This is a genomic window from Pseudomonas sp. LG1E9 (assembly GCF_003290225.1).
Classification (GTDB): Bacteria; Pseudomonadota; Gammaproteobacteria; order Pseudomonadales; family Pseudomonadaceae; genus Aquipseudomonas; species Aquipseudomonas cyclaminis.
The window spans coordinates 3,641,345-3,663,278 of record NZ_CP029983.1 but is presented as its reverse complement, the minus strand read 5'-3'; the positions used below and the strand labels follow the sequence as shown (position 1 = coordinate 3,663,278).

20 protein-coding genes and 1 pseudogene are annotated in these 21,934 nt (G+C 61.5%); 9 read left to right on the top strand and 12 right to left on the bottom strand.

The window, feature by feature from the left end; translation table 11 throughout:
* The first annotated feature begins 63 nt into the window (after positions 1 to 63).
* Together DNK50_RS16760 and DNK50_RS16755 are read left to right on the top strand one after the other, a co-directional pair.
* Complete coding sequence (locus DNK50_RS16760; protein ID WP_099582929.1) at positions 64 to 444, top strand: RidA family protein; 381 nt, start codon at positions 64 to 66, stop codon at positions 442 to 444.
* A 70-nt stretch (positions 445 to 514) separates the two neighbouring features.
* Positions 515 to 2,494, top strand: a complete 1,980-nt coding sequence (locus DNK50_RS16755) for a U32 family peptidase (RefSeq protein WP_099582928.1) — start codon at positions 515 to 517, stop codon at positions 2,492 to 2,494.
* Here the strand turns inward: DNK50_RS16755 and DNK50_RS16750 are convergent.
* On the bottom strand, positions 2,472 to 3,377 hold the full coding sequence (locus DNK50_RS16750) for a DMT family transporter (protein WP_112195241.1): 906 nt from the start codon (positions 3,375 to 3,377) through the stop codon (positions 2,472 to 2,474). The genes DNK50_RS16755 and DNK50_RS16750 overlap by 23 nt on opposite strands.
* A gap of 109 nt (positions 3,378 to 3,486) precedes the next feature.
* Between DNK50_RS16750 and DNK50_RS16745 the strand changes: the two genes are divergently transcribed.
* Positions 3,487 to 3,927 (top strand): Lrp/AsnC family transcriptional regulator, encoded by a 441-nt coding sequence (locus DNK50_RS16745; RefSeq protein WP_099582924.1) that lies wholly within the window; start codon positions 3,487 to 3,489, stop codon positions 3,925 to 3,927.
* A 118-nt stretch (positions 3,928 to 4,045) separates the two neighbouring features.
* Here DNK50_RS16745 and xylB read toward each other — a convergent pair whose 3' ends face one another.
* The 5 genes from xylB to DNK50_RS16720 are packed head-to-tail and all read right to left on the bottom strand — an operon-like array spanning position 4,046 to position 10,006.
* On the bottom strand, positions 4,046 to 5,506 hold the full coding sequence (gene xylB, locus DNK50_RS16740; protein WP_112195239.1) for a xylulokinase: 1,461 nt from the start codon (positions 5,504 to 5,506) through the stop codon (positions 4,046 to 4,048).
* Between the two features lie 16 nt (positions 5,507 to 5,522).
* Entirely contained in the window at positions 5,523 to 6,515 is a 993-nt protein-coding gene (locus DNK50_RS16735) for a LacI family DNA-binding transcriptional regulator (RefSeq protein ID WP_112195237.1), read from the bottom strand.
* Positions 6,516 to 6,536: 21 nt separating this feature from the next.
* Complete coding sequence (locus tag DNK50_RS16730; RefSeq protein ID WP_112195235.1) at positions 6,537 to 7,469, bottom strand: ABC transporter substrate-binding protein; 933 nt, start codon at positions 7,467 to 7,469, stop codon at positions 6,537 to 6,539.
* Between the two features lie 34 nt (positions 7,470 to 7,503).
* Positions 7,504 to 8,481, bottom strand: a complete 978-nt coding sequence (locus tag DNK50_RS16725; protein ID WP_099582919.1) for a ribose ABC transporter permease — start codon at positions 8,479 to 8,481, stop codon at positions 7,504 to 7,506.
* Positions 8,474 to 10,006, bottom strand: coding sequence for a sugar ABC transporter ATP-binding protein (locus tag DNK50_RS16720; protein WP_112195233.1), 1,533 nt, complete (start codon positions 10,004 to 10,006; stop codon positions 8,474 to 8,476). The genes DNK50_RS16725 and DNK50_RS16720 overlap by 8 nt, the downstream gene beginning before the upstream one ends.
* Before the next feature lie 313 nt (positions 10,007 to 10,319).
* On the opposite strand from DNK50_RS16720, the gene DNK50_RS16715 reads away from it, so the two are divergent.
* From DNK50_RS16715 to DNK50_RS16700, 4 genes are all read left to right on the top strand, one after another.
* Entirely contained in the window at positions 10,320 to 11,669 is a 1,350-nt protein-coding gene (locus DNK50_RS16715) for a HAMP domain-containing sensor histidine kinase (RefSeq protein WP_112195231.1), read from the top strand.
* Entirely contained in the window at positions 11,654 to 12,037 is a 384-nt protein-coding gene (locus tag DNK50_RS16710) for a response regulator (RefSeq protein WP_112195230.1), read from the top strand. The genes DNK50_RS16715 and DNK50_RS16710 overlap by 16 nt, the downstream gene beginning before the upstream one ends.
* Before the next feature lie 9 nt (positions 12,038 to 12,046).
* Entirely contained in the window at positions 12,047 to 13,279 is a 1,233-nt protein-coding gene (locus tag DNK50_RS16705; RefSeq protein WP_099582912.1) for an EAL domain-containing response regulator, read from the top strand.
* 84 nt (positions 13,280 to 13,363) lie between these two features.
* A complete protein-coding gene (locus tag DNK50_RS16700; RefSeq protein ID WP_099582911.1) occupies positions 13,364 to 13,711 on the top strand; it encodes a helix-turn-helix domain-containing protein in 348 nt (115 codons plus the stop codon).
* On the opposite strand, the gene DNK50_RS29200 is transcribed toward DNK50_RS16700, so the two are convergent.
* The 3 genes from DNK50_RS29200 to DNK50_RS16690 form a co-directional block, all read right to left on the bottom strand.
* Positions 13,702 to 13,836, bottom strand: coding sequence for a hypothetical protein (locus tag DNK50_RS29200; protein WP_256592792.1), 135 nt, complete (start codon positions 13,834 to 13,836; stop codon positions 13,702 to 13,704). The genes DNK50_RS16700 and DNK50_RS29200 overlap by 10 nt on opposite strands.
* A gap of 11 nt (positions 13,837 to 13,847) precedes the next feature.
* A complete protein-coding gene (locus DNK50_RS16695) occupies positions 13,848 to 14,060 on the bottom strand; it encodes a hypothetical protein (RefSeq protein WP_112195229.1) in 213 nt (70 codons plus the stop codon).
* A gap of 70 nt (positions 14,061 to 14,130) precedes the next feature.
* Positions 14,131 to 14,676, bottom strand: a complete 546-nt coding sequence (locus tag DNK50_RS16690; protein WP_099582907.1) for a hypothetical protein — start codon at positions 14,674 to 14,676, stop codon at positions 14,131 to 14,133.
* Between the two features lie 417 nt (positions 14,677 to 15,093).
* Here DNK50_RS16690 and DNK50_RS16685 point away from each other — a divergent pair, with 417 nt between their 5' ends.
* Together DNK50_RS16685 and DNK50_RS16680 are read left to right on the top strand one after the other, a co-directional pair.
* Entirely contained in the window at positions 15,094 to 16,503 is a 1,410-nt protein-coding gene (locus DNK50_RS16685) for a circularly permuted type 2 ATP-grasp protein (RefSeq protein ID WP_099582905.1), read from the top strand.
* A 3-nt stretch (positions 16,504 to 16,506) separates the two neighbouring features.
* Positions 16,507 to 17,457 carry an alpha-E domain-containing protein gene (locus DNK50_RS16680; protein WP_112195228.1) on the top strand — a complete coding sequence of 317 codons (951 nt, stop codon included), beginning with the start codon at positions 16,507 to 16,509 and terminating at the stop codon, positions 17,455 to 17,457.
* On the opposite strand, the pseudogene DNK50_RS29195 reads toward DNK50_RS16680, so the two are convergent.
* The 3 genes and pseudogenes from DNK50_RS29195 to DNK50_RS16665 all read right to left on the bottom strand — a co-directional run.
* A pseudogene (locus DNK50_RS29195) lies at positions 17,454 to 17,561 on the bottom strand (alpha/beta hydrolase); the annotation flags it as partial. The gene DNK50_RS16680 and the pseudogene DNK50_RS29195 overlap by 4 nt on opposite strands.
* 355 nt (positions 17,562 to 17,916) lie before the next feature.
* On the bottom strand, positions 17,917 to 20,172 hold the full coding sequence (locus DNK50_RS16670) for an ATP-dependent DNA helicase (RefSeq protein WP_112195227.1): 2,256 nt from the start codon (positions 20,170 to 20,172) through the stop codon (positions 17,917 to 17,919).
* Positions 20,169 to 21,818: a VRR-NUC domain-containing protein gene (locus DNK50_RS16665; protein WP_112195226.1), complete on the bottom strand. Its 1,650-nt coding sequence runs from the start codon at positions 21,816 to 21,818 to the stop codon at positions 20,169 to 20,171. Before DNK50_RS16665 ends, DNK50_RS16670 begins: the two co-directional genes overlap by 4 nt.
* Positions 21,819 to 21,934: the final 116 nt, after the last annotated feature.

Here is a 21,934-nt window from a genome sequence, read left to right as displayed (position 1 = left end):
TGCCCAAGCGGCTGATTTCGGGGACCATGGGCGCCTTTACGAACCGTCCAACGAGAGGCACCCATGGCCAACCACGACCTGTCCTACACCCCCGATCCTGATGCCGATTCCATCTCCTCCGACGTGATCGGTTTCAACGGTATCCTGGTCTCCACCCAGATCCCGACCCGCGCTGACGGCAGCCTGGAGCTGGGCGATATCACCTTGCAATGCGAATGCACCCTGCAAGCCCTGAAAGTCGCGCTGGAAAAGGCCGGCAGCTCCATGGACCGGGTGATGCACCTGACCATCTATCTGACGGATATGGCCGATCGCGCCGCGTTCAACGAGGTCTACAAACGCTTCTTCGCCAAGCCGTGGCCCGTGCGTGCGGCGGTTGGCGTGGCTGCGTTGGCGGTAGAAGGCATGCGCGTGGAAGTGACCGCGATGGCCGCCAAGGCCTGAGTGCGTGCCGGTCAGGCATTTCACAGCTACAATGCGCGCCTCAACCGTGACAAGCCTGACTAAAAAAACTATGTCCATGCCCAAGCATCACCTGGAATTGCTCAGCCCTGCCCGCGATGTCGCCATCGCGCGCGAGGCGATCCTGCATGGCGCTGACGCCATTTACATCGGCGGCCCCAGTTTCGGCGCTCGCCATAACGCCTGTAACGACGTGAGCGATATCGCTCAGTTGGTAGAATTCGCCCACCGTTACCATGCGCGCGTCTTCACCACCATCAACACCATCTTGCATGACAACGAACTGGAACCCGCACGCAAGCTGATCCATCAGCTCTACGATGCCGGTGTCGACGCGTTGATCGTGCAGGACCTGGGCGTAATGGAGCTGGATATCCCGCCCATCGAGCTGCACGCCAGCACCCAGACCGATATCCGCACCCTGGCCCGCGCAAAGTTTCTCGACCAGGCCGGTTTCTCGCAGTTGGTGTTGGCCCGTGAGCTGAACCTGCAAGAAATCCGCGCCATTGCCGACGAGACCGATGCCGCCATCGAGTTCTTTATCCACGGCGCCCTGTGCGTGGCGTTCTCCGGGCAGTGCAACATCTCCCACGCGCAAAATGGCCGCAGCGCCAACCGTGGCGATTGCTCCCAGGCCTGCCGCCTGCCGTACACCTTGAAAGACGATCAGGGCCGCGTCGTGGCCTTTGAAAAACACTTGCTGTCGATGAAAGACAACAATCAGAGCGCCAACATCCGCGCCCTCGTCGAAGCCGGTGTGCGTTCGTTCAAGATCGAAGGCCGCTACAAGGACATGGGCTATGTGAAGAACATCACCGCCTATTACCGCCAGCGCCTCGACGATGTGCTCGAAGACCGCACGGACCTCGCCCGCGCATCCAGCGGCCGTACCGTGCACTTCTTCCTGCCTGACCCGGAAAAAACCTTTCACCGTGGCAGCACCGACTATTTCGTCAGCGACCGCAAGATCGACATCGGCGCCTTCGATACCCCGACCTTCACCGGCCTGCCGGTAGGGACCGTGGAAAAAGCCGGCAAGCGCGACCTGCAAGTGGTCACCCATGAGCCGTTGTCCAACGGTGATGGCCTGAACGTGCTGGTCAAACGTGAAGTGGTGGGGTTCCGCGCCAACATCGCCGAGCCCAAGGGCGAGTTCGAGGAAGACGGCCAGAAGCGCTACCGCTACCGCGTCGAGCCGAACGAAATGCCAGCCGGCCTGCACCAGTTGCGCCCGCACCATCCGCTGAACCGCAACCTGGACCATAACTGGCAACAGGCACTGCTCAAGACTTCAGCCGAGCGCCGTATCGGCCTGTCGTGGGTGGCGCGCCTGCGTGAAGAGCAACTGGAAATCACCGCGACCAGCGAAGAAGGCATCAGTGCTGGCGTTACCCTGCCCGGCCCGTTCGGCGTGGCCAATAAGCCTGAGCAAGCGCTGGATACCCTGCGCGACCTGCTTGGCCAACTGGGCACCACCGAGTACCACGCAACGGATATCAAGCTGGACGCGCCCCAGGCGTTCTTCATTCCCAACTCTCAGCTCAAGGCATTGCGCCGTGAAGTGATCGAAGCACTGACGGCTGCCCGTGTCGCCGCCCACCCCCGTGGTGGACGCAAGGCCGAAACCACCCCGCCGCCGGTGTACCCGGAAGCGCATTTGTCGTTCCTGGCCAACGTTTACAACCAGAAGGCCCGCGACTTCTACCACCGTCACGGCGTCCAGATGATCGACGCGGCGTTTGAAGCCCATGAAGAAACCGGCGAAGTGCCGGTGATGATCACCAAGCACTGCCTGCGTTTCTCGTTCAACCTGTGCCCTAAACAGGCCAAGGGTGTGACGGGCGTGAAAACCAAGGTCGCGCCGATGCAATTGATCCATGGCGACGAAGTGCTGACACTGAAGTTCGACTGCAAACCGTGCGAGATGCACGTGGTGGGCAAGATCAAGGGGCATATCCTTGGCCTGCCGCAGCCGGGCAGCGTGGTTGAGCATTTCAACCCGGACAAAATCATCTTCCAGGGCACGCACTGACACTGCGGGAGCGGGGCCACCACCAGCCCCGCTGCAACCCGGCAGCCGCCAGCAGAATCGTTGCCACTCCCAGCCATTGCAGCCAACCCAGTTGGTGTCCGAATGCAATCCAGTCGACACCTATCGCCGCTATCGGGTAGATAAACGATAGCGCGCCGGTCATGGCCGTCGGCAGTTTCTGGATCGCGCCGTACAGCAACACATACATCAATCCGGTGTGGACCACACCGAGGGTGACCAACGCCGGCCAGGCATAGCTCGTCTGCGGCAAGCTGTTCCAAGGCACCAGCGGGGCCAACAGCAATGCGCCGGTGATCACCTGGATCAATGCCAGCAAATGCGGCGGCACGCCCTTCAAACGCTTGATGATCAACGCCGCGAGCGCATACAAAAACGCCGCACCCAACGCCAGCGCGACGCCCGCCATATAGTCCCCGCCACTGCCTTGTTGATCGCCATGGGCCGTGACGATTGCCAGCATCCCCAGGAACGCCACGCTCAGCCAGGCCAGCTTCTGCAGGGTGATCCGTTCGCCGAGAAACAGCGCCGCCAGCATGACCAATATGAACGGCTGCACGTTGTACACCGCCGTACTGATGGCGATGGACGCACGGGAATAGGATTCAAACAGCAGCAGCCAATTACCGACGATGGCCACGCCGCTGAGCATCGCCAACCCCAGCTTGGCCCAACTGAGCAGGTCCAGGCGCAGGTAACCCAGCAGCGCACAGACCAGCAGTAACGTCAGCCCGCCGATCACGCAGCGCCAGAACACCACTTCGATCACCGACACGCCCGACACCAGCACAAACCAGCCAATGGTGCCGGAGATCAGCATGGCGGCGACCATTTCCCACAAACCGCGACGGATGGATGTGTCCATGATTGAAGCTCCTCAAGTGAGGCTCAATTATGGCAATCTGCTGGGTGGCGGCTCCAGCGACTAAATCAGGCCAGATGCCCGGATCACCTTTACTTATTAGGCGAATACCATGATTGACACTATCGACCAGCAACTGATCACGGCCCTGATGGACGACTCGCGATTGTCGCTCAAAGTGCTGGCAGGCATTACCGGGCTGTCCTCGCCCAGCGTCAGTGAACGCCTGCGCCGCCTGGAAGAGCGCGGCGTGTTGACCCACTACACCGTAGACGTGGACCCCAAGCACTTCGGCTATCTACTGCAAGCCATCGTGCGCATCCGCCCCCTGCCCGGCCAATTGCAGGAAGTGGAACGCCAGATCCAGGCGATCCCCGAGTTCACCGAGTGCGACAAGGTGACGGGCGAAGACTGCTTTATCGCCCGCCTGCATGTGCGCACCATGGACCACCTCGACAGCTTGCTCGACCGCCTCAACGTCTACGCCGAAACCAACACCGCCATCGTCAAGAAAACCCCGGTGAAGCGGCGTTTGCCGCCGTTGGCGGACTAGATGCCAAGTACTCCCGTCGCATCCGTAGCAGCTGTCGAGCGCCAGCGAGGCTGCGTCGGCGCAGTGTCAGGCACACCGCACACTCAGCCCCGCCAAAGCTCGGGGGATATTGATTGCTTCAACTACGCAGCGCCTGCGCAGCCCTCAGTAAGCCTCGAAATTGCACATACCGCGCCTCCAGCACTGGCTGTTGTGACTCGTCGGGCAGGTAGCGCGCCTTGACCGGCATGCCCTTGGCCAGCAACTCCTCGCCCTGCCCCACCGCCAGCAACCCCAGCTTCGCCGCCCCGATACACGCGCTCAACTCGCTGCCGTGCAGGGTATGAATTTCCCGCTGAAGGATATTGGCCAATAACTGCGCCCAATACTCGCTACGTGCACCACCGCCCACCAGCGCACAGGCGCCCACGTTGGCACCGGCCGATTGCACGGCGCGCAACGCATCCAGCAAGCCAAAGCCAACGCCTTCCATCACCGCATACCCGAGCATGGCCGGTGTGCAGTCGTGCCCCAGGTTCATGAAACCGCCACGCAACAAGGGATCGTTATGGGGCGTGCGCTCGCCGGCCAGGTACGGCAAAAACAACGGCGTGTTCAGCGGCACCGCCTGGGTGATCGGCAATTGCGCCTGGACCTGATCGAGCAACGTTTGCTCATCCGCCGTTCCGGTCAGTTGCGTGACCCAACGCAGGCAACTGGCGCCCGCGAGCATGGCGCCCATGGTGTACCAGCGCTCGGGCAACGCATGGCAGAAGCTGTGGACCGCGCTGGCCGGGTTGCCAGCGGCATGATCGGTAATGGCCACAATTGCCGCGCTGGTGCCCAGAGTGATGAAACCGTCACCGGCGTTGATTGCACCGATCCCCACAGCGGCCACCGGGTTATCACCGCCACCACCGCCAATCACAACGTCGGCTGAAAAACCGAGGCCACTCGCGGTCACCCGCGCACTCGGCGCACCGCCTTCCACCAGCCTGGGCATCTGCGCAGGCGTGAGGCCTGTTGCGTGCAGCATCGGGGCGAACCACTCGCGGCGCGCCACATCCAGCCACAGCGTACCGGCGGCATCCGACATCTCGCTGATGCGCTCACCACTCAGGCGCAGACGCAGGTAGTCCTTGGGCGACAGCACGCAGTCAATCGCCTTGAACACGTCAGGCGCATGCCGCTGCAACCACAACAGTTTGGGTGCGGTCAGCCCGGCCATGGGCAAACTGCCGGTGACGTCGGCAAACGCCGACCCCAGTTGCTCGGCTTCGGCCACAGCGCGGGAGTCGTCCCACAGGATCGCCGGGTACAGCACGCGGTTGTCATCACCGAGTAAAACCGCACCGTGCATCTGCCCGGACAACCCGATACAGGCCACACGGGCAAACGCCTCATGCCGACGCAATTGGCCCAAGGCCTGTAGACAGGCCTGCCACCAATCTTCAGGGGTCTGCTCGGACCAGCCGCTGTGGCGCCGCGACACACTCAAGCGCACGCCGGCATGGGCCAGCACGGCACCTTCGGTGTCCATGAGGATGGCCTTGAGTTCAGAAGTGCCGAGATCAATACCGAGGGAAACAGGACCGTTCATACGTGGGTTATTCCAATCAATCACAGCCGCAGGAGTTACGTAATTGCAGGGTCGGCGCCAGTCGTACGCTCTGCGGCGGCGAGCTGGGCGAAGCCATGCGTTGCAGCAATAAGTCCACCGCACGTGCGCCGAGGGCCTGGACCGGCTGTGCGATCAGGCTCAAGCGCGGCACGAAGAAATCCGCCCAATCGAAATCATCGAAGCCCACCAGGGCCATCTGCCCCGGCACTTCGATCTGCGCCTCCCGCAATGCCTGCATGGCACCGAGGGTCATCAGGTTATTGCCGGCCATGATTGCCGTAGGCGGCGCAGCCAGGCGCAGCAACTGCACGGTGGCCTGGCGTGCCGGCTCAGTGTTGGAGCCGCCGTTGACCAACAATTGCGCATCAAACACCAGCCCCGCCGCCTGCAACGCCGCCTTATACCCGGCCACACGCTCATCCGTGGTACTGAACCCGGCACGCCCGGCAATGAAAGCGATACGGCGATGCCCATGGGCAATCAAGTGTTCAATAAGGGCCTGGGTCGGCTGCGCATTCTCCACCCCGACCTGATCGAACTGCTCACTCATCATGCGATCCACGAGCACCGCCGGAATCTCGTTGGCCTGCAAGTACTCCAGGGCCATCGAGCCGTTGGACGGCGCCAGCACAATCCCGTCGACGCGCCGGTGATGCAGCGCCGTGACCACCCGCAACTCCTGCTCCGGGTCATCATGGGTATCGACAAACAGCATCATGTAGCCGTGTTTGGCGCACTCGGTTTCAATCGCGTGCACGGTTTCGCTGAAGTAATGGTTGGACAACGCCGAGATCGCCACGCCAATGGTGTTGGTACTGGAACGGGCCAGCGAGCGCGCCAGGGTATTGGGGATATACCCCAACGCCTGGATCGCCCGCTGCACCGCCTGCACCGTGGCCGGGCTGACTTTGCGGGTGCCGTTCAACACATGGGACACGGTCGAGGTCGACACCCCCGCCCGGCTTGCCACGTCATCCATGGTGACCACGGCGCGGTTCCTTTCAATAGATCAATGTTTACTCGACCAGCCGCTGTACGTACCGACGTTGTCGCGCGTGATGAGTTTGGGGGTGAGCAGGGTAACCGCTTCGGCCGGGGCTTTGTCATTGAGAATGTCATTGCCCACATTCACCGCGGTCTGGGCCATGGCCCAAGGGTCCTGGCTGGCAGAGGCCTGGATCTGGGTGTCGGTCTTAAGGGCGTTCTCGATATCCGGCGCGCCGTCCACCGAGGTAATGATGATGCCGCTGCGCTTGAGCTGCTTGGCCGCCAGGTCGCTGCCGATAGCCTGCGGGTCGTTGATCGCGAACAGCCCGTCGATTTTGGCGAAGCGCGTGAGGTAACCCTGCATCACATTCAAGCCGCCTTCGCGCGAGCCCTTGCCGTCCTGGTCGTCGGACAGCACCTTGATCTCCGGCGCCCCGGCCAGCGCCGCCTTGCAGCCTTTGACGCGGTCGGTCACGGCGGTGACTTGCGGGCCGTTCTGGATGATCACATTGCCTTTGCCCGATAGCTTGTCCACCAGGTACTGGCAGGCGAGCTTGCCGGCTTCGACGTTGTCGGTCTGCACGGTAGCGTTCACGCCTTTTGCGTCGACGTCCACCGCGACCACGACGATCCCGGCATCGCGGGCCTTCTTGATCGCCGATGCCATGGCGGAGGGGTCGACGGCGTTGATCAGAATCAGATCGACCTTGGACGAAATGAAGTTATCGATCTGCGAGAACTGCTTGCTCAGGTCATAGTCGGCCGACACCGAGGTGACCTTGACGCTGGGGTTCAGCTCTTTGGCGCGGGCGGTTGCGCCGTCGGCCAGGGTCACGAAGTACGGGTTGCCCAACGAGCCCATGCTGATGCCCAGGGCTTTGAGTTCACGGGCCTCCACGGCTTGGGACATCAGGGCAGTCAACGCAACGACGGGGAACAGGTGTTTAAGCTTCATGGTGATCTCTCTTGTGATTGTTGTATGAGTGAAATCAGGTCCGCGCACCGGACTGGCGATAACGATCCAGCGCCACCGCGCCAATGATCACGATGCCCTTGATGATGTACTGCCAGATATCCGAGACGCCCAGCAGCACCAGGCCATTGGTCAGCACCGCGATAATCAGCGCACCGATCAAGGTGCCGCCAATGGTGCCCACGCCGCCGGTAAAGCTGGTGCCGCCGAGGATCACCGCCGCAATCGCATCCAGCTCATAGGATTGCCCGAGTTGCAGGCCATTGGCCGCGAATAGCCGCGAGGCGCTCATCACCGCACCGAGCCCGGCCAACGCACCGGACATGGCATAGACAAACAGCAGCACCTTCCACACCTTGATCCCGGACAGCCGCGCCGCCTCGGGATTGCCGCCCACCGAATAAATCTGCACGCCCATCACCGTGCGGCGCAGGATGAACCACGACAGCGCCACCACCGCCACGGCGATCACCACCAGCCACGGCACACCCAGGATCGAGTCGTTGCCGATAAATGCAAACGGCAAGTCGGGGTTGAACACCGTCTTGTCGTCCGCCAGCAACCGCGCCAACCCACGCATCGCGGTGAGTGCACCGAGGGTGACGATAAACGGCGGCAGGCGCATAAAGGCGATCAACCCGCCGTTGACCAGCCCCAGCAGCAGGCCAAAGCCAATCCCGGCGGCAATCCCGAACATACCGAACTGCGGCGACATCGACGCCTGCAACGCCACCACAGCGGATGCCGCCAGAATCGCGCCCACCGACAGGTCGATGCCCGCCGTGAGGATCACAAAGGTCATGCCCGCCGCCAGCACCACGTTGACCGAGGCCTGCTGGGTGATGATCGACAGATTCTGCACCGTCAGGAAGTTCTCGCTGGCCAAGGCAAAGCCCACCAGCAGCAGGATCAGCACCGGCAACATGCCGACCGTGCGCATCAGTTCGCGGGCGCGCTCTGCCTTGCCTGTTGTTGCAATCATTGAATCAGCCATGGGCAACCACCTGATCGCCACCGGTGGCGAGGTCAATAATACGTTCCTGGGATATAGCGTGGCCCGAGGCCCCGCCGACTTCGGCCACCAACTGGCCTTCGCGCATGATCAGTACCCGGTCGCAGGTGCCGATGATTTCCGGCAGCTCGCTGGAAATCACCACGATGCCCACGCCGGCCTGGGCCAGTTGGTTGATGATGCGGTAAATCTCGGACTTGGAACCGATGTCCACGCCCCGGGTAGGTTCGTCGAGGATCAGCACGTGGGGCTTGACCTCCAGCAGCCGGGCCAGCAACACCTTCTGCTGGTTGCCGCCGGACAGCGCGCCCACGTTGACCTTGCCCGACGCCACGCGAATCGACAGTGACTTGATGGCAGCATTCGCGCGCTGCGCGGCATGGCCGCGATCGAGTACGCCACCTGCATGGGCATCCGGCACGCAAGCGCAGACGTTGATGTTGTCGGCCACGCTCATATCCAGGAACAGGCCCTGGGCCTTGCGGTCTTCGGTGAGGTACACCACGCCGGCGCGAATCGCGTCCGCCGGGGTGCGCAGTTGGGTGACGGTCTTGCCCACCACTTCCAGGGTGCCGCTGGTGCGTGGGTCGGCGGCAAAGATCAAACGCGCCAGCTCCGTGCGCCCTGCCCCGACCAGCCCGGCGATGCCCAGCACTTCACCGGCGTGCACGTCGAAACTGCAGTTGCGCACGCGCTTGCCATCGGCCATGTCGCGCACGCGCATCACCACGTTGCCGGGGTTGTAGGCGGCGTGTTCTTTTTTATAGAAGCCGGAGAGGTCGCGGCCCACCATCATCTTTACCAGCACCTCGGCCGACAGCGCGTCGCGGGTCAGTTCGCCGATGTACTGGCCGTCGCGCAGCACCGAGACGCGGTCGGACAACTCGTAGATTTCGGCCATGCGGTGGCTGATGTAGATGATCGCCAACCCCTGGCTGCGCAGTTGCTTGATCAGCGCGAACAGGCGGTCGGTCTCGCGGGACGACAGCGGCGTGGTGGGTTCGTCCATCACCAGAATCCTGGCGTGGGCGTGCAAGGCGCGGGCGATTTCCACCAGTTGGCGCTCGGCTATCGACAGGCTGCTGACCTGGGTGCTCGGCGTGAACTCCGCGCCCAGGCGTTGCAGCACTTCGACGCAGCCAGCCTGCATGGCCTTGCGGTCGATGGTCCAGCCTCGGCGCAGTTCGCGGCCCAGGTAGATGTTCTCGGCCACGCTCAGGTTCGGGCACAAGCTCAATTCCTGATAGATCACGGCGATGCCGAGGGCTTTGGCGGTGGCGGGGTTGTAGGTGGAGATGGCTTGGCCGGCAATGCGGATTTCGCCGCCGGGATCGGCCTGGTAGGCGCCGGAGAGGATTTTCATCAGCGTCGATTTGCCGGCGCCGTTCTCCCCCATCAAGGCGTGGATTTCGCCGGGGTAGACCTTCAGGCCGACACTTTTGAGCACGCGCAAACCGTTGAAGGTTTTGCTGATGCCCCGCATCTCAAGCAAGGGTTCAAGGCTCATCAATGAGCTCCTGGATTTATTATTTTTGTGGTTAGCGAGACCGACTCTAATTCAGATACATTTGCTTACGCAAGCGCTTGCCTGCGCCTTTTATCGATTAGTGAAACGTTTCATCAGCGCACAAAATTAAAAACACCCAAATGCAGACGTGTCACACCAAACGGATACGGTTAGCCATCAAAGCGCCATAATCTCTGCTATTGTCCAAGCACCTCATCTCCTCCTCGTCGCGTCATTGCGATCTTCTGTGAGCATGCTCTGCGCCCTCGCCTGCTGACGAAGGCGGGCCTGAAGTTCACGGAACGCGCTAACGATGGAAACACCTGGAATCACGCCGCCGCAGTCACGCGCGGAAAAAATCGTCGAATTCAAACGTCAGAAAACCCTGCTCAAGACCGGTGCCCTGCAAGACGCCATCTTCAACAGTGCTTACTTCTCCAGCATTGCCACCGACGAAAAAGGCGTGATCCAGATATTCAACGTCGGCGCCGAACGCATGCTCGGTTACGCCGCAGCCGATGTAGTCAACCGCATCACCCCCGCCGATATTTCCGACCCTGCTGAGCTGATCACCCGCGCCGCCGCCCTCAGCCAGGAGCTCGACACGCCCATCACGCCTGGCTTCGAGGCGCTGGTGTTCAAAGCCTCGCGGGGCATTGAGGACATCTACGAGCTGACCTATATCCGCCAGGACGGCAGTCGCCTGTCCGCCATGGTGTCGGTGACGGCGTTGCGCAATCGCAATGACACCATCATCGGCTACCTGCTGATCGGCACCGACAACACTGCACGCAAACAGGAAGAAGCCGAGCGCAAAGGCTTTGAGCGCGCCCTGGAAGAAAAGAACCTGGAGCTGGAACACGCCAACCTCATGAAGTCCGAGTTCCTCGCGACCATGTCCCACGAACTGCGTACGCCGCTGAATGCGGTGATCGGTTTTTCCGAGGCGTTGAAGGACGGCCTGGTGGGCGACATGAGCGAGATCCAGCGTGAATACATCGGCGATATTTTCACCAGCGGCCAGCACTTGCTGTCGCTGATCAACGACATCCTCGATTTGTCCAAGGTCGAGGCCGGGATGATGGACCTGGAGCTGGAGCCGGTGGAACTGGCCGGCCTGTTGGCCAACAGCCTGCTGATCGTGCGCGAAAAGGCCGCCCTGCAGCGTATCCAGCTCAAACTCGACAGCCAGGACGACCTGGGCACGTTGGTGCTGGACCTGCGCAAGACCAAGCAGATCGTCTACAACCTGCTGGCCAATGCGGTGAAGTTCAGCGCACACGGCAGCGACGTGACCCTGGCGGTGCGGGAGGTCGGCCGCGCGCAGGTCGGCGAGGTCCCCGGCGATTGGCCGGTACACGGCTTTGCCCTGCAACCCAGCGTGCACCAGCGATTCCTTGAGCTGAGCGTAAGCGATAGCGGTATCGGCATCGCCCCGGATGACATGGGCAAGCTGTTCAAGGCCTTCAGCCAGATCGACAGCAGCCTGGCGCGCAAATTCGAAGGTACCGGGCTGGGCCTGGCGATGGTCAAGCAACTCACTGACCTTCAGGGTGGCAGCGTTGCCGTGGCCAGCCGCGAAGGCCTGGGTGCGCGTTTTGTGGTGTGGCTGCCGCTGCATCGTGCGATCGACACAGCGGAGGCCACATGCCCGAAATCCTGATTGTCGAAGACAACGAAGCCAACATGCGCCTGGCGCGCTTGTTGCTGGTCAACGCCGGCCACAGCGTGTTGTGGGCCGCCGATGCCGAGAGCGGCCTGACCATCGCCCGCGAACACCAGCCGGCGCTGATCCTGATGGATATTCAATTGCCAGGCATGGACGGCCTGGCAGCCACCCGATTGCTCAAGCAAGACCCTCATACCGCGCACATCCCGGTGATCGCCCTCACCGCCATGGCCATGAAGGAAGACCGGGAAAAAGCCCGGTTGGCCGGGTGCGACGCGTATGTCAGCAAACCCCTGCGCTACAAGGAGCTGTACCAGGAGATCGACACCCTGCTGAACCCGACCCTCACTCCTCCTGTATGAGTCCTCTCCATGGCCAGCTCACCCGCAACGCTATTGATCGTTGACGACGAACCCCAGGTTCGCAAGTTGTTGGAAACCCTGCTGCATCACGAGGGCTACGTGACCCAGAGTGCCTGCTGCGGTGAAGAGGCCTTGCGCCTGGTGGCGCAGCAGCCGCCGGACCTGATCCTGCTGGACATCATGATGCCGGGCATGGACGGCTACGAGGTCGCCAGCCAGCTCAAGGGCAACCCGGCCACGGCGAACATCCCGATCATCATGCTTTCGGCGTTGAGCGACGCCAGTGCGCGGGTCAGCGGGTTAGAGACGGGCGCTGAAGAGTTCATCAGCAAACCGATTGAACGGGTCGAGTTGTGGCTGCGCGTGCGTAATTTGCTGCGGCTCAAAGCCCATGGCGACGAGCTGAAAAAACACAGCATCATGCTTGAGCAGCAACTGCACGCCGATGACACCACCCTGTTTACGGTGCACGACCTCGCACGCCAAGACATGGAAAAAGCCCTGCGCGGAGCGGTTGAACGCAATGAGTTCACGCTGCATTACCAGCCCAAGGTCGAGGTAGCCAGCGGAACAGTCTGCGCCTTGGAAGCCCTGCTGCGATGGGACCGGCCCGGCTATGGTGCGGTCTCGCCCGCGGTGTTTGTGCCGATTCTGGAGAGCCTGGGCCTGATCGTACCCGTTGGGCGCTGGGTCATTGAACGGGCTTGCGAACAGATCGCCCGGTGGCAGCGCAGCGATATCGGTGCACGGGAGGTCTCGGTGAATGTATCCGGCCTGCAGTTGATCAACGGCGACCTGATTGCCGACATTGCGCGAATCCTCGCCAAAACCGGGGTTGAAGCGCACTGGCTGGAGGTTGAATTGACCGAAGGCTCACTGATGGAAAACACCCAGCGCACCATCGCCAGCCTCCAACGTTTGCGCGCCATGGGCGTGAAGATCTCCATTGACGATTTTGGTACCGGCTATTCAAGCCTGGCCTACCTGCGCCGCTTTCCCCTGGATACGTTGAAGATCGACATCGCCTTTATCCGTGAAGTCACCACTAACCCGCAGGACGCGGCGATCACCCGCACGATTATCGAACTGGCCCACGGACTGGGCTTGCTGGTCGTCGCCGAAGGCGTAGAAACCGCTGCACAACTGGCGTTCCTGAAGGAGGCCGGGTGTGATCAGATTCAAGGTTATCTCTACAGTCGGCCGCTGCCAGTGGAAGCGCTGGAGCAACTGTTGCTCGCGTAGGGCACGCATGACACATCGAAAAAAACTGAATTTCGCACCGTACCGCAGCTTCTAACTGTCAGGACCAGCAGCGCGAGAAATGCGATGAAAAAGATCGGCCAGCGGTTGTATGAAGAGCGCCAACGCCTGGGGTATTCCCAGCAATACCTGGCTCAGGCCGGCGGCGTAACGGCGCGGGAACAGCGGCAGTATGAGCAGGGGGAAGATATGCCGCGCGCTGATTACCTCGCGGCGTTGGCCGCTGAGGGCGTGGATGTGGTGTACGTGATTACTGGCAAGCCCAGCACTGTTATCTCCATCAGCCGTGCGCAGGCGCAAACACTGATCGACAACCGCGTGCTGGGTCAGGAATTGCCGCCGGACGGGCAGGATGAAGGCGATATCTACTTCATCCTGGACCCGTCGTCACGGGACACATCGGATCAATCCTGATCCTCGGTATTGCCCACGTCCGCCGCTTCATCCAGATCATTCAGCGGCACTTCGGCATCATCCATCAATGAACCTGGGTCTTCATTGCCTGGGTCGTTGAGTTCTTCGTCGAGTTCTTTTGACATGACCCTCTCCTCTATCCGCCTTGTGTGTCGATGTCCGCATCGGTTTCAGGCTTGTGCTCAGGCTCAGGCTCGAAATCGGGGCTATAAGCGTTCTCCTCGGCTTTGGGATCACGCCCGGCATTCGGGTCTTTTGGCGCATCCGCAGCCGTCGACGGTGCTGGCTCGCCGCCATCAATCGCCGGGTCGTTACGGTTGCTGGTTTGCGGGTCGTCAGTTGTGCTCATGGTACTCACCTCTACTTGGCCTACCTGATGTTAAGGCGCTGCGAGGCCGCTTGAAGTTCCGTTCGATTGCTTAGCGGATGGGATTGTCGATCTGGATGTAGAACGCATACATCCCCAGCAACAGCCAGAACGCCATGAACAACCACGGTGCGCGCATCGAAAACAACAGCGACTTGCGATAGCCCTTGTGGGACGACTCCACTTCCGAGAACAGCGGCGACTCGTCATAGGCCAGGCCCATCACTGGCTCGCTGCGCAGCAGCTCGCTTTGCTTGTAATGCCAGTGATCAATGATGTCGTAGGCCGCACGAATGCCCGGCCAGGCGTTGAGCGAGCTGAGGATGCCCAGCACCGCCAGAAAGACCGGCACTACCAGGGTAAACAGCTTGCCCCACTCCGGATTGAGATTGCCCATGCCCGATACAAAGGCGATGACCAGAAACGACTGCGCCGTGAGGTAGGCATCGGTGCGGTTGGCGAGGATGCTGGTTTCGTACTGGATCTCGCGGCGGTAGAAGTCCAGGCGGTCCTTGGGTGAACCAAAGATCTTGGCGCTGTGTTCGCTGTGATCGGTCAGCGCCGCTTCCGGAGTGTGCGGAGAGATGATTCTGGGCACGATCGTGCTCCATTAGGCTTCGAGTCCTGTTAGAAAAACCTGGCGCGGATGAAGTTCAAGTTTGTTGCGCACCAAACAAGGGCGCCCATTGCCTCTTTGTGGGGATTGGGCTTGCTCGTCGCTGGAGTGCGCAGCGATGCGATTCTTTTTGGGGCTGCTGCGCAGCCCGGCGCGGGGCAAGCCCGCTCACTACAAGGCCATTGAGCACGCGGGCATAGGTTTCGGCACACGCATTGCTTAACCCATTCATCTGCCCGTAAACAGGAGCAATCGTTACCCCCCGACCCAGAGCCGACCTCATAAGAAAGTAAGGACCAGGCCTGCTGGCACTCTGCGCCACAGGCTCATAAAAACATGCGTTTTTTAAAGCGGCAGTGCCACCCCCCACGCAACCCTGGGCACTGACAAGGTACTGGAATGGCTCGATCTTTCTTTGATGAAATGAATGACGCAAATGGCGTATGCCGTGCGCACTATCAGGATTTCTCCCGCTGGCTGGCCAACACGCCGCCGGAACTGCTGGCCCAGCGCCGCCGCGAGGCCGACCTGCTGTTCCACCGCGCCGGGATCACCTTCACCCTCTATGGTGACGAGCAAGACACCGAGCGCCTGATCCCCTTCGACATCATCCCCCGCAGCATCCCCGCCAGTGAGTGGAGCGTGATCGAACGCGGCTGTATTCAGCGGGTCAACGCGCTGAACATGTTCCTCGCCGATATCTACCACGACCAGCGCATCATCAAGGCCGGGATCATTCCGGCGGATCAGGTGCTGGGCAATGAGGGTTATCAGAAGGCGATGGTCGGGCTGGACCTGCACCGCGATATCTACTCGCATATATCCGGCGTCGACCTGGTGCGCGACGGCGACGGCACGTACTACGTGCTAGAAGACAACCTGCGCACTCCCAGCGGCGTGAGCTACATGCTCGAAGACCGCAAAATGATGATGCGCCTGTTCCCGGAAGTGTTCGCCAAGCAGCGCATCGCACCCGTGGACCACTACCCCAACCTGCTGCTCAAGACCCTGAAAAGCGCCAGCCGCCTGGATAACCCCAACGTGGTGGTGCTGACCCCTGGCCGCTTCAACAGCGCATTCTTCGAACATGCGTTCCTGGCGCGGGAAATGGGCGTGGAGCTGGTGGAAGGCGCCGACCTGTTCGTGCACGACCTCAAGGTCTTCATGCGCACCACCGACGGTCCCAAGGCGGTGGATGTGATCTACCGGCGCATCGACGATGCCTTCCTTGACCCCCAGGCATTCAACCCGGACTCGATGCTCGGCGTGCCTGGCCTGGTCGCGGCCTATTGCGCCGGCAACGTGGTGCTGGCCAACGCCATCGGCACTGGCGTGGCGGACGATAAGTCGATCTACCCCTATGTGCCGGCGATGATCAAGTTTTACCTGGATGAAGAGCCGATCCTGCAAAACGTACCGACCTTCCAGTGCCGCAAGCCGGATGAACTGTCCCATGTGCTGGCCAACCTGGGTGAATTGGTGGTCAAGGAAACCCAAGGCTCCGGCGGCTACGGCATGCTGGTCGGCCCCGCCTCCACCGCCGCCGAGATCGAGGACTTCCGCCAACGCATCAAGGCCCGTCCTCACGCCTATATCGCCCAACCGACCCTGAGCCTGTCCACCTGCCCGACCTTTGTCGAAAACGGCATTGCCCCGCGGCATATCGACCTGCGGCCCTTCGTGCTCTCGGGCAAGGAAACCCGCCTGGTGCCCGGTGGCCTGACGCGGGTGGCGCTGCGTGAGGGCTCGTTGATCGTCAACTCGTCGCAAGGCGGCGGAACCAAGGACACCTGGGTGGTGGAGGGCTGAATCATGTTGAGTAGAACCGCCGCAGATCTGTACTGGATGTCCCGCTACCTGGAGCGCGCCGAGAACCTGGCGCGCATGCTCGAAGTCAGTTACTCGCTGTCATTGATGCCGCAAGCCGGGCACACCGATGGCCTCGACGAACTGGCCATGTCGTTGCTCAGCAGCGGCACCCTGGACAGCTACCTCGAACGCCATGAAACCCTGGACGCCGAGCGCATGCTGCACTTCTTCGCCCTCGACGAAGAAAACCCCGCCAGCATCTACAACTGCCTGCGCGCCGCCCGTGGCAATGCTCACGCCGTGCGCGGGCGCATCACCGCCGATATGTGGGAAAACCTCAACGCCACCTGGCTGGAAATGCGCAGCATCGCCGCCGGCGGCCTGGCGCGACACGGCATCAGCCACTTCTGTGACTGGGTCAAGCAGCGCTCGCACCTGTTTCGTGGGGCGACGTCCGGCACCATCATGCGTAACGACGCTTACCGGTTTATCCGCCTGGGCACCTTCGTTGAGCGTGCGGACAACACCTTGCGGTTGCTGGATGCACGCTACGAGATGTTTGGCGAAGAGTCGGAAGAAGTCAGCGACCTCTCGGCGCGCGGGTATTACCAGTGGAGCGCCCTGCTCCGTGCGCTTTCGTCCTTCGAGGCGTATACCGAGCTGTACCCCAATGCGCTGAATGCGCGCTCGGTGTCCGAATTGCTGTTGTTACGCAGTGATGTACCGCGTTCGTTGCATGCGTGCATCGAGGAGTTGAGCCATATCCTGGCGGACCTGCCCGGCAGCTATGGCCGTGCGGCGCAGCGCCTGGCGGCGGAGTTCGAGGCACGGCTGCGCTATACCGGAATTGATGAAATTCTTGAAGACGGCCTGCACAGCCGTCTCACGGACTTTATCGACACCGTGCGGGAATTGGCGCGGGCGATCCATAGTTCTTATCTGGAAGTGGTCTAGCGCTGGCGTAAAAAATCCAGCAGCAGCCGGTTGACCTGCGCAGCCTGCTCGTTCTGGATCCAGTGCCCGCAGTTGGCAAGAACATGCTGTTCCAACTGCGGGGCGGGCCCTGCTCGGGGCCGGCGACGCGTTGCTCGGTGGATTGGCTCATGAGGCATAGGAATCTACACAACTCTTAAAGGTTGACACCGAACCCTGTGGTGAGCGGGCTTTTTGTGGTGAGCGGGCTTGCCCCGCGCTGGGTGGCGAAGCCGCCCCAATCCAGGCACCGCGTTTTTTCAGTCATAACCCATTGGCCGGTTTTGGGGCCGCTTCGCAGCCCAGCGCGGGGCAAGCCCGCTCACCACAACAGCGCGTTTGACATAGATTCCGCATTCACTGGAAGTTTGGCCCTTGTTCTAGTCAGGTGAGGCTGGGCGATGGACGCTCTCCAGGCCCTCATCATTGATGGCGGGAATATCAGTCGACCGTCCACCAGCGCGGCAACAACTGACGGACCCGTGCCTCGCCGAAGCGGTCATCGATCAGCATCACCACACCCTCATCCTGCTGACTGCGGATCACCCTGCCCGCGGCCTGCACCACTTTCTGCACGCCGGGATACAGATAGGTGTAGTCGTAACCGGCACCGAAGATCGCTCCCATACGCAGCTTCATCTGTTCGTTGACCGGGTTCAGTTGCGGCAGGCCGAGCGTCGCGATAAACGCGCCAATCAACCGTGCGCCGGGCAAGTCGATACCTTCGCCGAAGGCACCACCAAGCACCGCAAAGCCGATGCCCTGGCTGTGTTCGGTGAACTGATCGAGAAAGGCTTGGCGTTCGGCCTCCGCCATGCCCCGGGACTGCTGCCACAGCGCGATCCGTGGGTATCGCTCGGCGAGCAACTGCGCCACTTGTTGCAGGTAGTCAAAGCTTGAGAAAAACGCCAGGTAGTTGCCCGGCTGGTGCGCGAACTGGCGGGCAATAAGCTCGACGATGGGCGCCAAGGAGGCTTGGCGATGCACAAAACGGGTGGAGATTTCATCGACAATGCGCACACGCAGTTGCTCAGCCTTGAACGGCGACTCCACATCGATCCACGCGGTATCCGTCGGCAGCCCAAGCAGGTCGGCGTAATAGTGGCGTGGGCTCAAGGTTGCAGAAAACAGCACGCTGCTGCGGGCAGCCGTCAGCCGGGGGCGGATGAATTCGGCGGGCACCACATTGCGCAGGCACAGGGTTGAACTGCTGCGCTTGCCGTTGAGTTGGCGTTTGCTGATGTCGAAGATGAAGTGCTCGTTGAACAGCTCGGCGACCTTGGCAAATTGCAGGGCTTCGAAGTAGAAGGCTTGCAACTCACCGTTGAGGGCTTCGGGGTGGTCGTTGAAGTAATCACCCAGGGCGCTGGCGCACAGGCTCAAGGCCTGGAGCAGTTTTTCCGGGCGGACGGCGTAGGCCTGGTACGGCGCGAGCTGGTCCTTGTGCAGGGCATTCCATTCGCGGTTCAGGCGCTGCAAGGGTTTCTTCAGCGGCTCGGGGGTGCAGTCGCGCAGGGTCTTGAGGCTGTATTGATCGAGGCTGGCGCTGTACATCGAGCGACCACGCTCTACCAGGTTGTGGGCTTCATCCACCAGCACGGCGGCGCGCCATTGGTTGAGTTGGGCGAGCCCGAACAGCATGGCGCCAAAGTCGAAATAGTAGTTGTAGTCGGCGACCACCAGGTCGGCCCAGCGCGCCATTTCCTGGCTGAGGTAATAGGGGCAGACGTCATGGGCCAGGGCAACCTCGCGCAGATTGTGCTGGTTGAGCAGGCTTACCTTGGACGCAGCACTGCGCGCAGCGGGCAGACGGTCGTAGAAACCCTTGGCCAAGGGGCATGAATCGCCGTGGCAGGCTTTGTCCAGGTGTTCGCAGGCTTTGTCCCGCGCCACCAGTTCCAGCACGCGCAGCTCCAGGCCGGGGCTGCTGGTGAACAGCACCTGTGACGCATCGAGGGCGAGCTTGCGACCGGGGGTCTTGGCGGTGAGGAAAAACACCTTGTCCAGTTGCTGCGGCGCCAGGGCCTTGAGCAGCGGGAAGATTGTGCCAATGGTCTTGCCGATGCCGGTGGGCGCCTGGGCCATCAGGCAACGGCCGGTGCTGACGGCCTTGTACACCGACTCGGCCAATGTGCGTTGGCCGGAGCGAAAGTCGGCATGGGGGAAACTCAAGGCCTGCGCGGCTGCGTTGCGCGCTTCGCGGTGCTGCATTTCCTGTTGGGCCCAGCCGAGGAAGAGCGCGCATTGCTGGTTGAAGAACGCCTGCAGATCGGCCGCCTGGAAGCGTTGATTGAGCAGGGTCTCGCCCTCGCCGACGATATCGAAGTAGACCAGCGCCAGGTCGATTTCGCCCAATCCCAACTTCTGGCACATCAGCCAGCCGTACACCTTGACCTGGGCCCAATGCAGTAACCGATGGTTGGCCGGCTGGGCATCAAGGTCGCCACGATAGGTTTTGACTTCTTCCAGGCGGTTGGCATCGGGGTCGTAGCCGTCTGCCCTGCCCCTTACTGTGAGTTGTTGGTACTCGCCCTCCAGTGCCACTTCGTTCTGGTAATGCGCACTGCGGCGCGAGGCAACCGTGCGGTGGCCGACAATCCCTTCCTGGGCGCTGGGCGACGGGGTAAAGCGCAGGTCAAGATCGCCGACCTTGGCCGTGAACTCACACAGTGCACGCACGGCCACGCTGTAACTCAAGCCGGTTGCTCCGCCCAGCGCACATAGCAGACGGTGACTGGCATCTGGTGCTCGCCACAAAACTCCAGCCAGCGCAGTTGATTGTCTTGCAGGCGGTCGCCAGGGCCTTTGACTTCGATCATGCGGTAGGTTTTTTGCGCTGGCCAGAACTGGATCAGGTCCGGCATGCCGGCGCGGTTGGCGCGGATATCCAGCAGCAGGCGCTCGAACCAGTAGCGCAGGTGGGCAGCGGGCAAGCATTCGAGGGCCTGCTCCAACAGGTCTTCACTGAGCAGGTTCCAGAACACGAAGGGCGACTGAATGCCCCACTTATCGGCGTAGCGCTGGCGAATAAGGTGTTTGTACTGCTCATCCTGCAATTGCTCGAAACAGGCGGCGAACAGCGGCGCACGGCGTTGGTGGAAATCTTCGCTGTGCAGGTCCGCCGGCCCGCGCTGGAACGGGTGGAAAAACGCGCCCGGCAGCGGTGCGAAGATCGCGTCCCAGCACAGCAAGCCGAACAGCGAATTGATCAAGCCGTTTTCCACGTAATGCACCGGTGCATCGGGCTCGCTCAAATGTGCCTGGACGCAGTACTCCACCGACATCACTGGTTCCGGCAGTACCAGTTCCAGGTCCAGGCGCGAAACGTCCTGTGGTTTCAGCTTGGGCAGCCTGGGCTCACCGAGTTTGCGGCGCAGGCGAGGCATGACGCGCAGCAGGTGTTGCTGCTCGGCCGCACTTTCCGGTGCCTGTTGCGCGGCACTCGCCAGGGCCATGGCCTGGGCATAGTCCTCCTGACGCTCCAGCACGCGGATCAGTCGCGCACGTGCGCCGGGATAGGCGCAGGTGCGGTAGATCTGCTCGGCCAACGCCAACTCCGCGCTGCGCTCGCAATACTGCCCCACCTGGAACAACAGCTTGGCCCGGCGCTTTTCCAGCCAGGGGTTGTCGGTGGTCAGCGTGGCCACCTGCGCCAGTACGTCGTGCAGCGCTGCGCCGGTTTCAAAGGCGTGCTGGCATTGGTGCAGGAACAGCACGCCGTGCACATCATCCCGGCTGCGCAAGCCACGGGATTCAGCGCAGAACGCCACTTTTTCGTAGGTGTAGATGCCCAAGTCCGCCAGCACAAACTCCGACCAATCCTGGTGCAGATTGCCGAAGAACATCAGGCGCAGGCGGTCACACAGGTCCATCACGGTGAGGCTGTACAGCGGTTCGGCCAGCGCCGGGCACCATTGGGCAAAGCTGCGGGTTTCGCTGAACTGCGCCGTCAGGCCCTCAAGCCAGTCGGCCTTGTTGCCCTTGGGGTGGTCGATCCAGGGCCTGAACGTGCTGAGGATTTCGCCTTTTTGCAGCAAGGCGAACACTTCTTCAAAGGCCAGCAGGCATTGATCGTCCACCCAGCCCAATGCCCGCAATGGCATCGCAGCGGCGTGGGTACAGCCGACCTCCTGGTAGCTGAGTTTGCCAGCACGAAAATGCACACCCTTGCGCATCACCATGCGCACCAACAACGCCTGGGACGGTTGCGCCAAGCTGTCGAATTGCTGAATGAAATGCTCTTCGTCAGGCTCCAGCAAGTCGGCATAGCGCTGCCCCAGCCAATGCAGGACCTGGCGGAAGTTATGCAGGTAATAGAGCGGATCGTCGAGGGGATTGGCCATGGCGCGAGCGAGTCAAATACTGGTTATGCATACAGAGTGCCGCCCCTGCTGCTCTGTTGCAATCGGTAATAGATAAATGGCTCACGCAACTTTTTGTATAAAAGTGATCAGATGGG

Excerpts from the sequence above, each read along its gene's own strand:
- DNK50_RS16695 (WP_112195229.1), bottom strand. The coding sequence starts at position 14,060 with ATGAGCACAACTGACGACCCGCAAACCAGCAACCGTAACGACCCGGCG.
- DNK50_RS16710 (WP_112195230.1), top strand. The coding sequence starts at position 11,654 with ATGCCCGAAATCCTGATTGTCGAAGACAACGAAGCCAACATGCGCCTG.
- DNK50_RS16750 (WP_112195241.1), bottom strand. The coding sequence starts at position 3,377 with ATGGACACATCCATCCGTCGCGGTTTGTGGGAAATGGTCGCCGCCATG.
- DNK50_RS16665 (WP_112195226.1), bottom strand. The coding sequence starts at position 21,818 with ATGGCCAATCCCCTCGACGATCCGCTCTATTACCTGCATAACTTCCGC.
- DNK50_RS16760 (WP_099582929.1), top strand. The coding sequence starts at position 64 with ATGGCCAACCACGACCTGTCCTACACCCCCGATCCTGATGCCGATTCC.
- DNK50_RS16745 (WP_099582924.1), top strand. The coding sequence starts at position 3,487 with ATGATTGACACTATCGACCAGCAACTGATCACGGCCCTGATGGACGAC.
- DNK50_RS16705 (WP_099582912.1), top strand. The coding sequence starts at position 12,047 with ATGGCCAGCTCACCCGCAACGCTATTGATCGTTGACGACGAACCCCAG.
- DNK50_RS16725 (WP_099582919.1), bottom strand. The coding sequence starts at position 8,481 with ATGGCTGATTCAATGATTGCAACAACAGGCAAGGCAGAGCGCGCCCGC.
- DNK50_RS16720 (WP_112195233.1), bottom strand. The coding sequence starts at position 10,006 with ATGAGCCTTGAACCCTTGCTTGAGATGCGGGGCATCAGCAAAACCTTC.
- DNK50_RS16700 (WP_099582911.1), top strand. The coding sequence starts at position 13,364 with ATGAAAAAGATCGGCCAGCGGTTGTATGAAGAGCGCCAACGCCTGGGG.
- DNK50_RS16715 (WP_112195231.1), top strand. The coding sequence starts at position 10,320 with ATGGAAACACCTGGAATCACGCCGCCGCAGTCACGCGCGGAAAAAATC.
- DNK50_RS16680 (WP_112195228.1), top strand. The coding sequence starts at position 16,507 with ATGTTGAGTAGAACCGCCGCAGATCTGTACTGGATGTCCCGCTACCTG.
- xylB (WP_112195239.1), bottom strand. The coding sequence starts at position 5,506 with ATGAACGGTCCTGTTTCCCTCGGTATTGATCTCGGCACTTCTGAACTC.
- DNK50_RS16730 (WP_112195235.1), bottom strand. The coding sequence starts at position 7,469 with ATGAAGCTTAAACACCTGTTCCCCGTCGTTGCGTTGACTGCCCTGATG.
- DNK50_RS16755 (WP_099582928.1), top strand. The coding sequence starts at position 515 with ATGTCCATGCCCAAGCATCACCTGGAATTGCTCAGCCCTGCCCGCGAT.
- DNK50_RS16685 (WP_099582905.1), top strand. The coding sequence starts at position 15,094 with ATGGCTCGATCTTTCTTTGATGAAATGAATGACGCAAATGGCGTATGC.
- DNK50_RS29200 (WP_256592792.1), bottom strand. The coding sequence starts at position 13,836 with ATGTCAAAAGAACTCGACGAAGAACTCAACGACCCAGGCAATGAAGAC.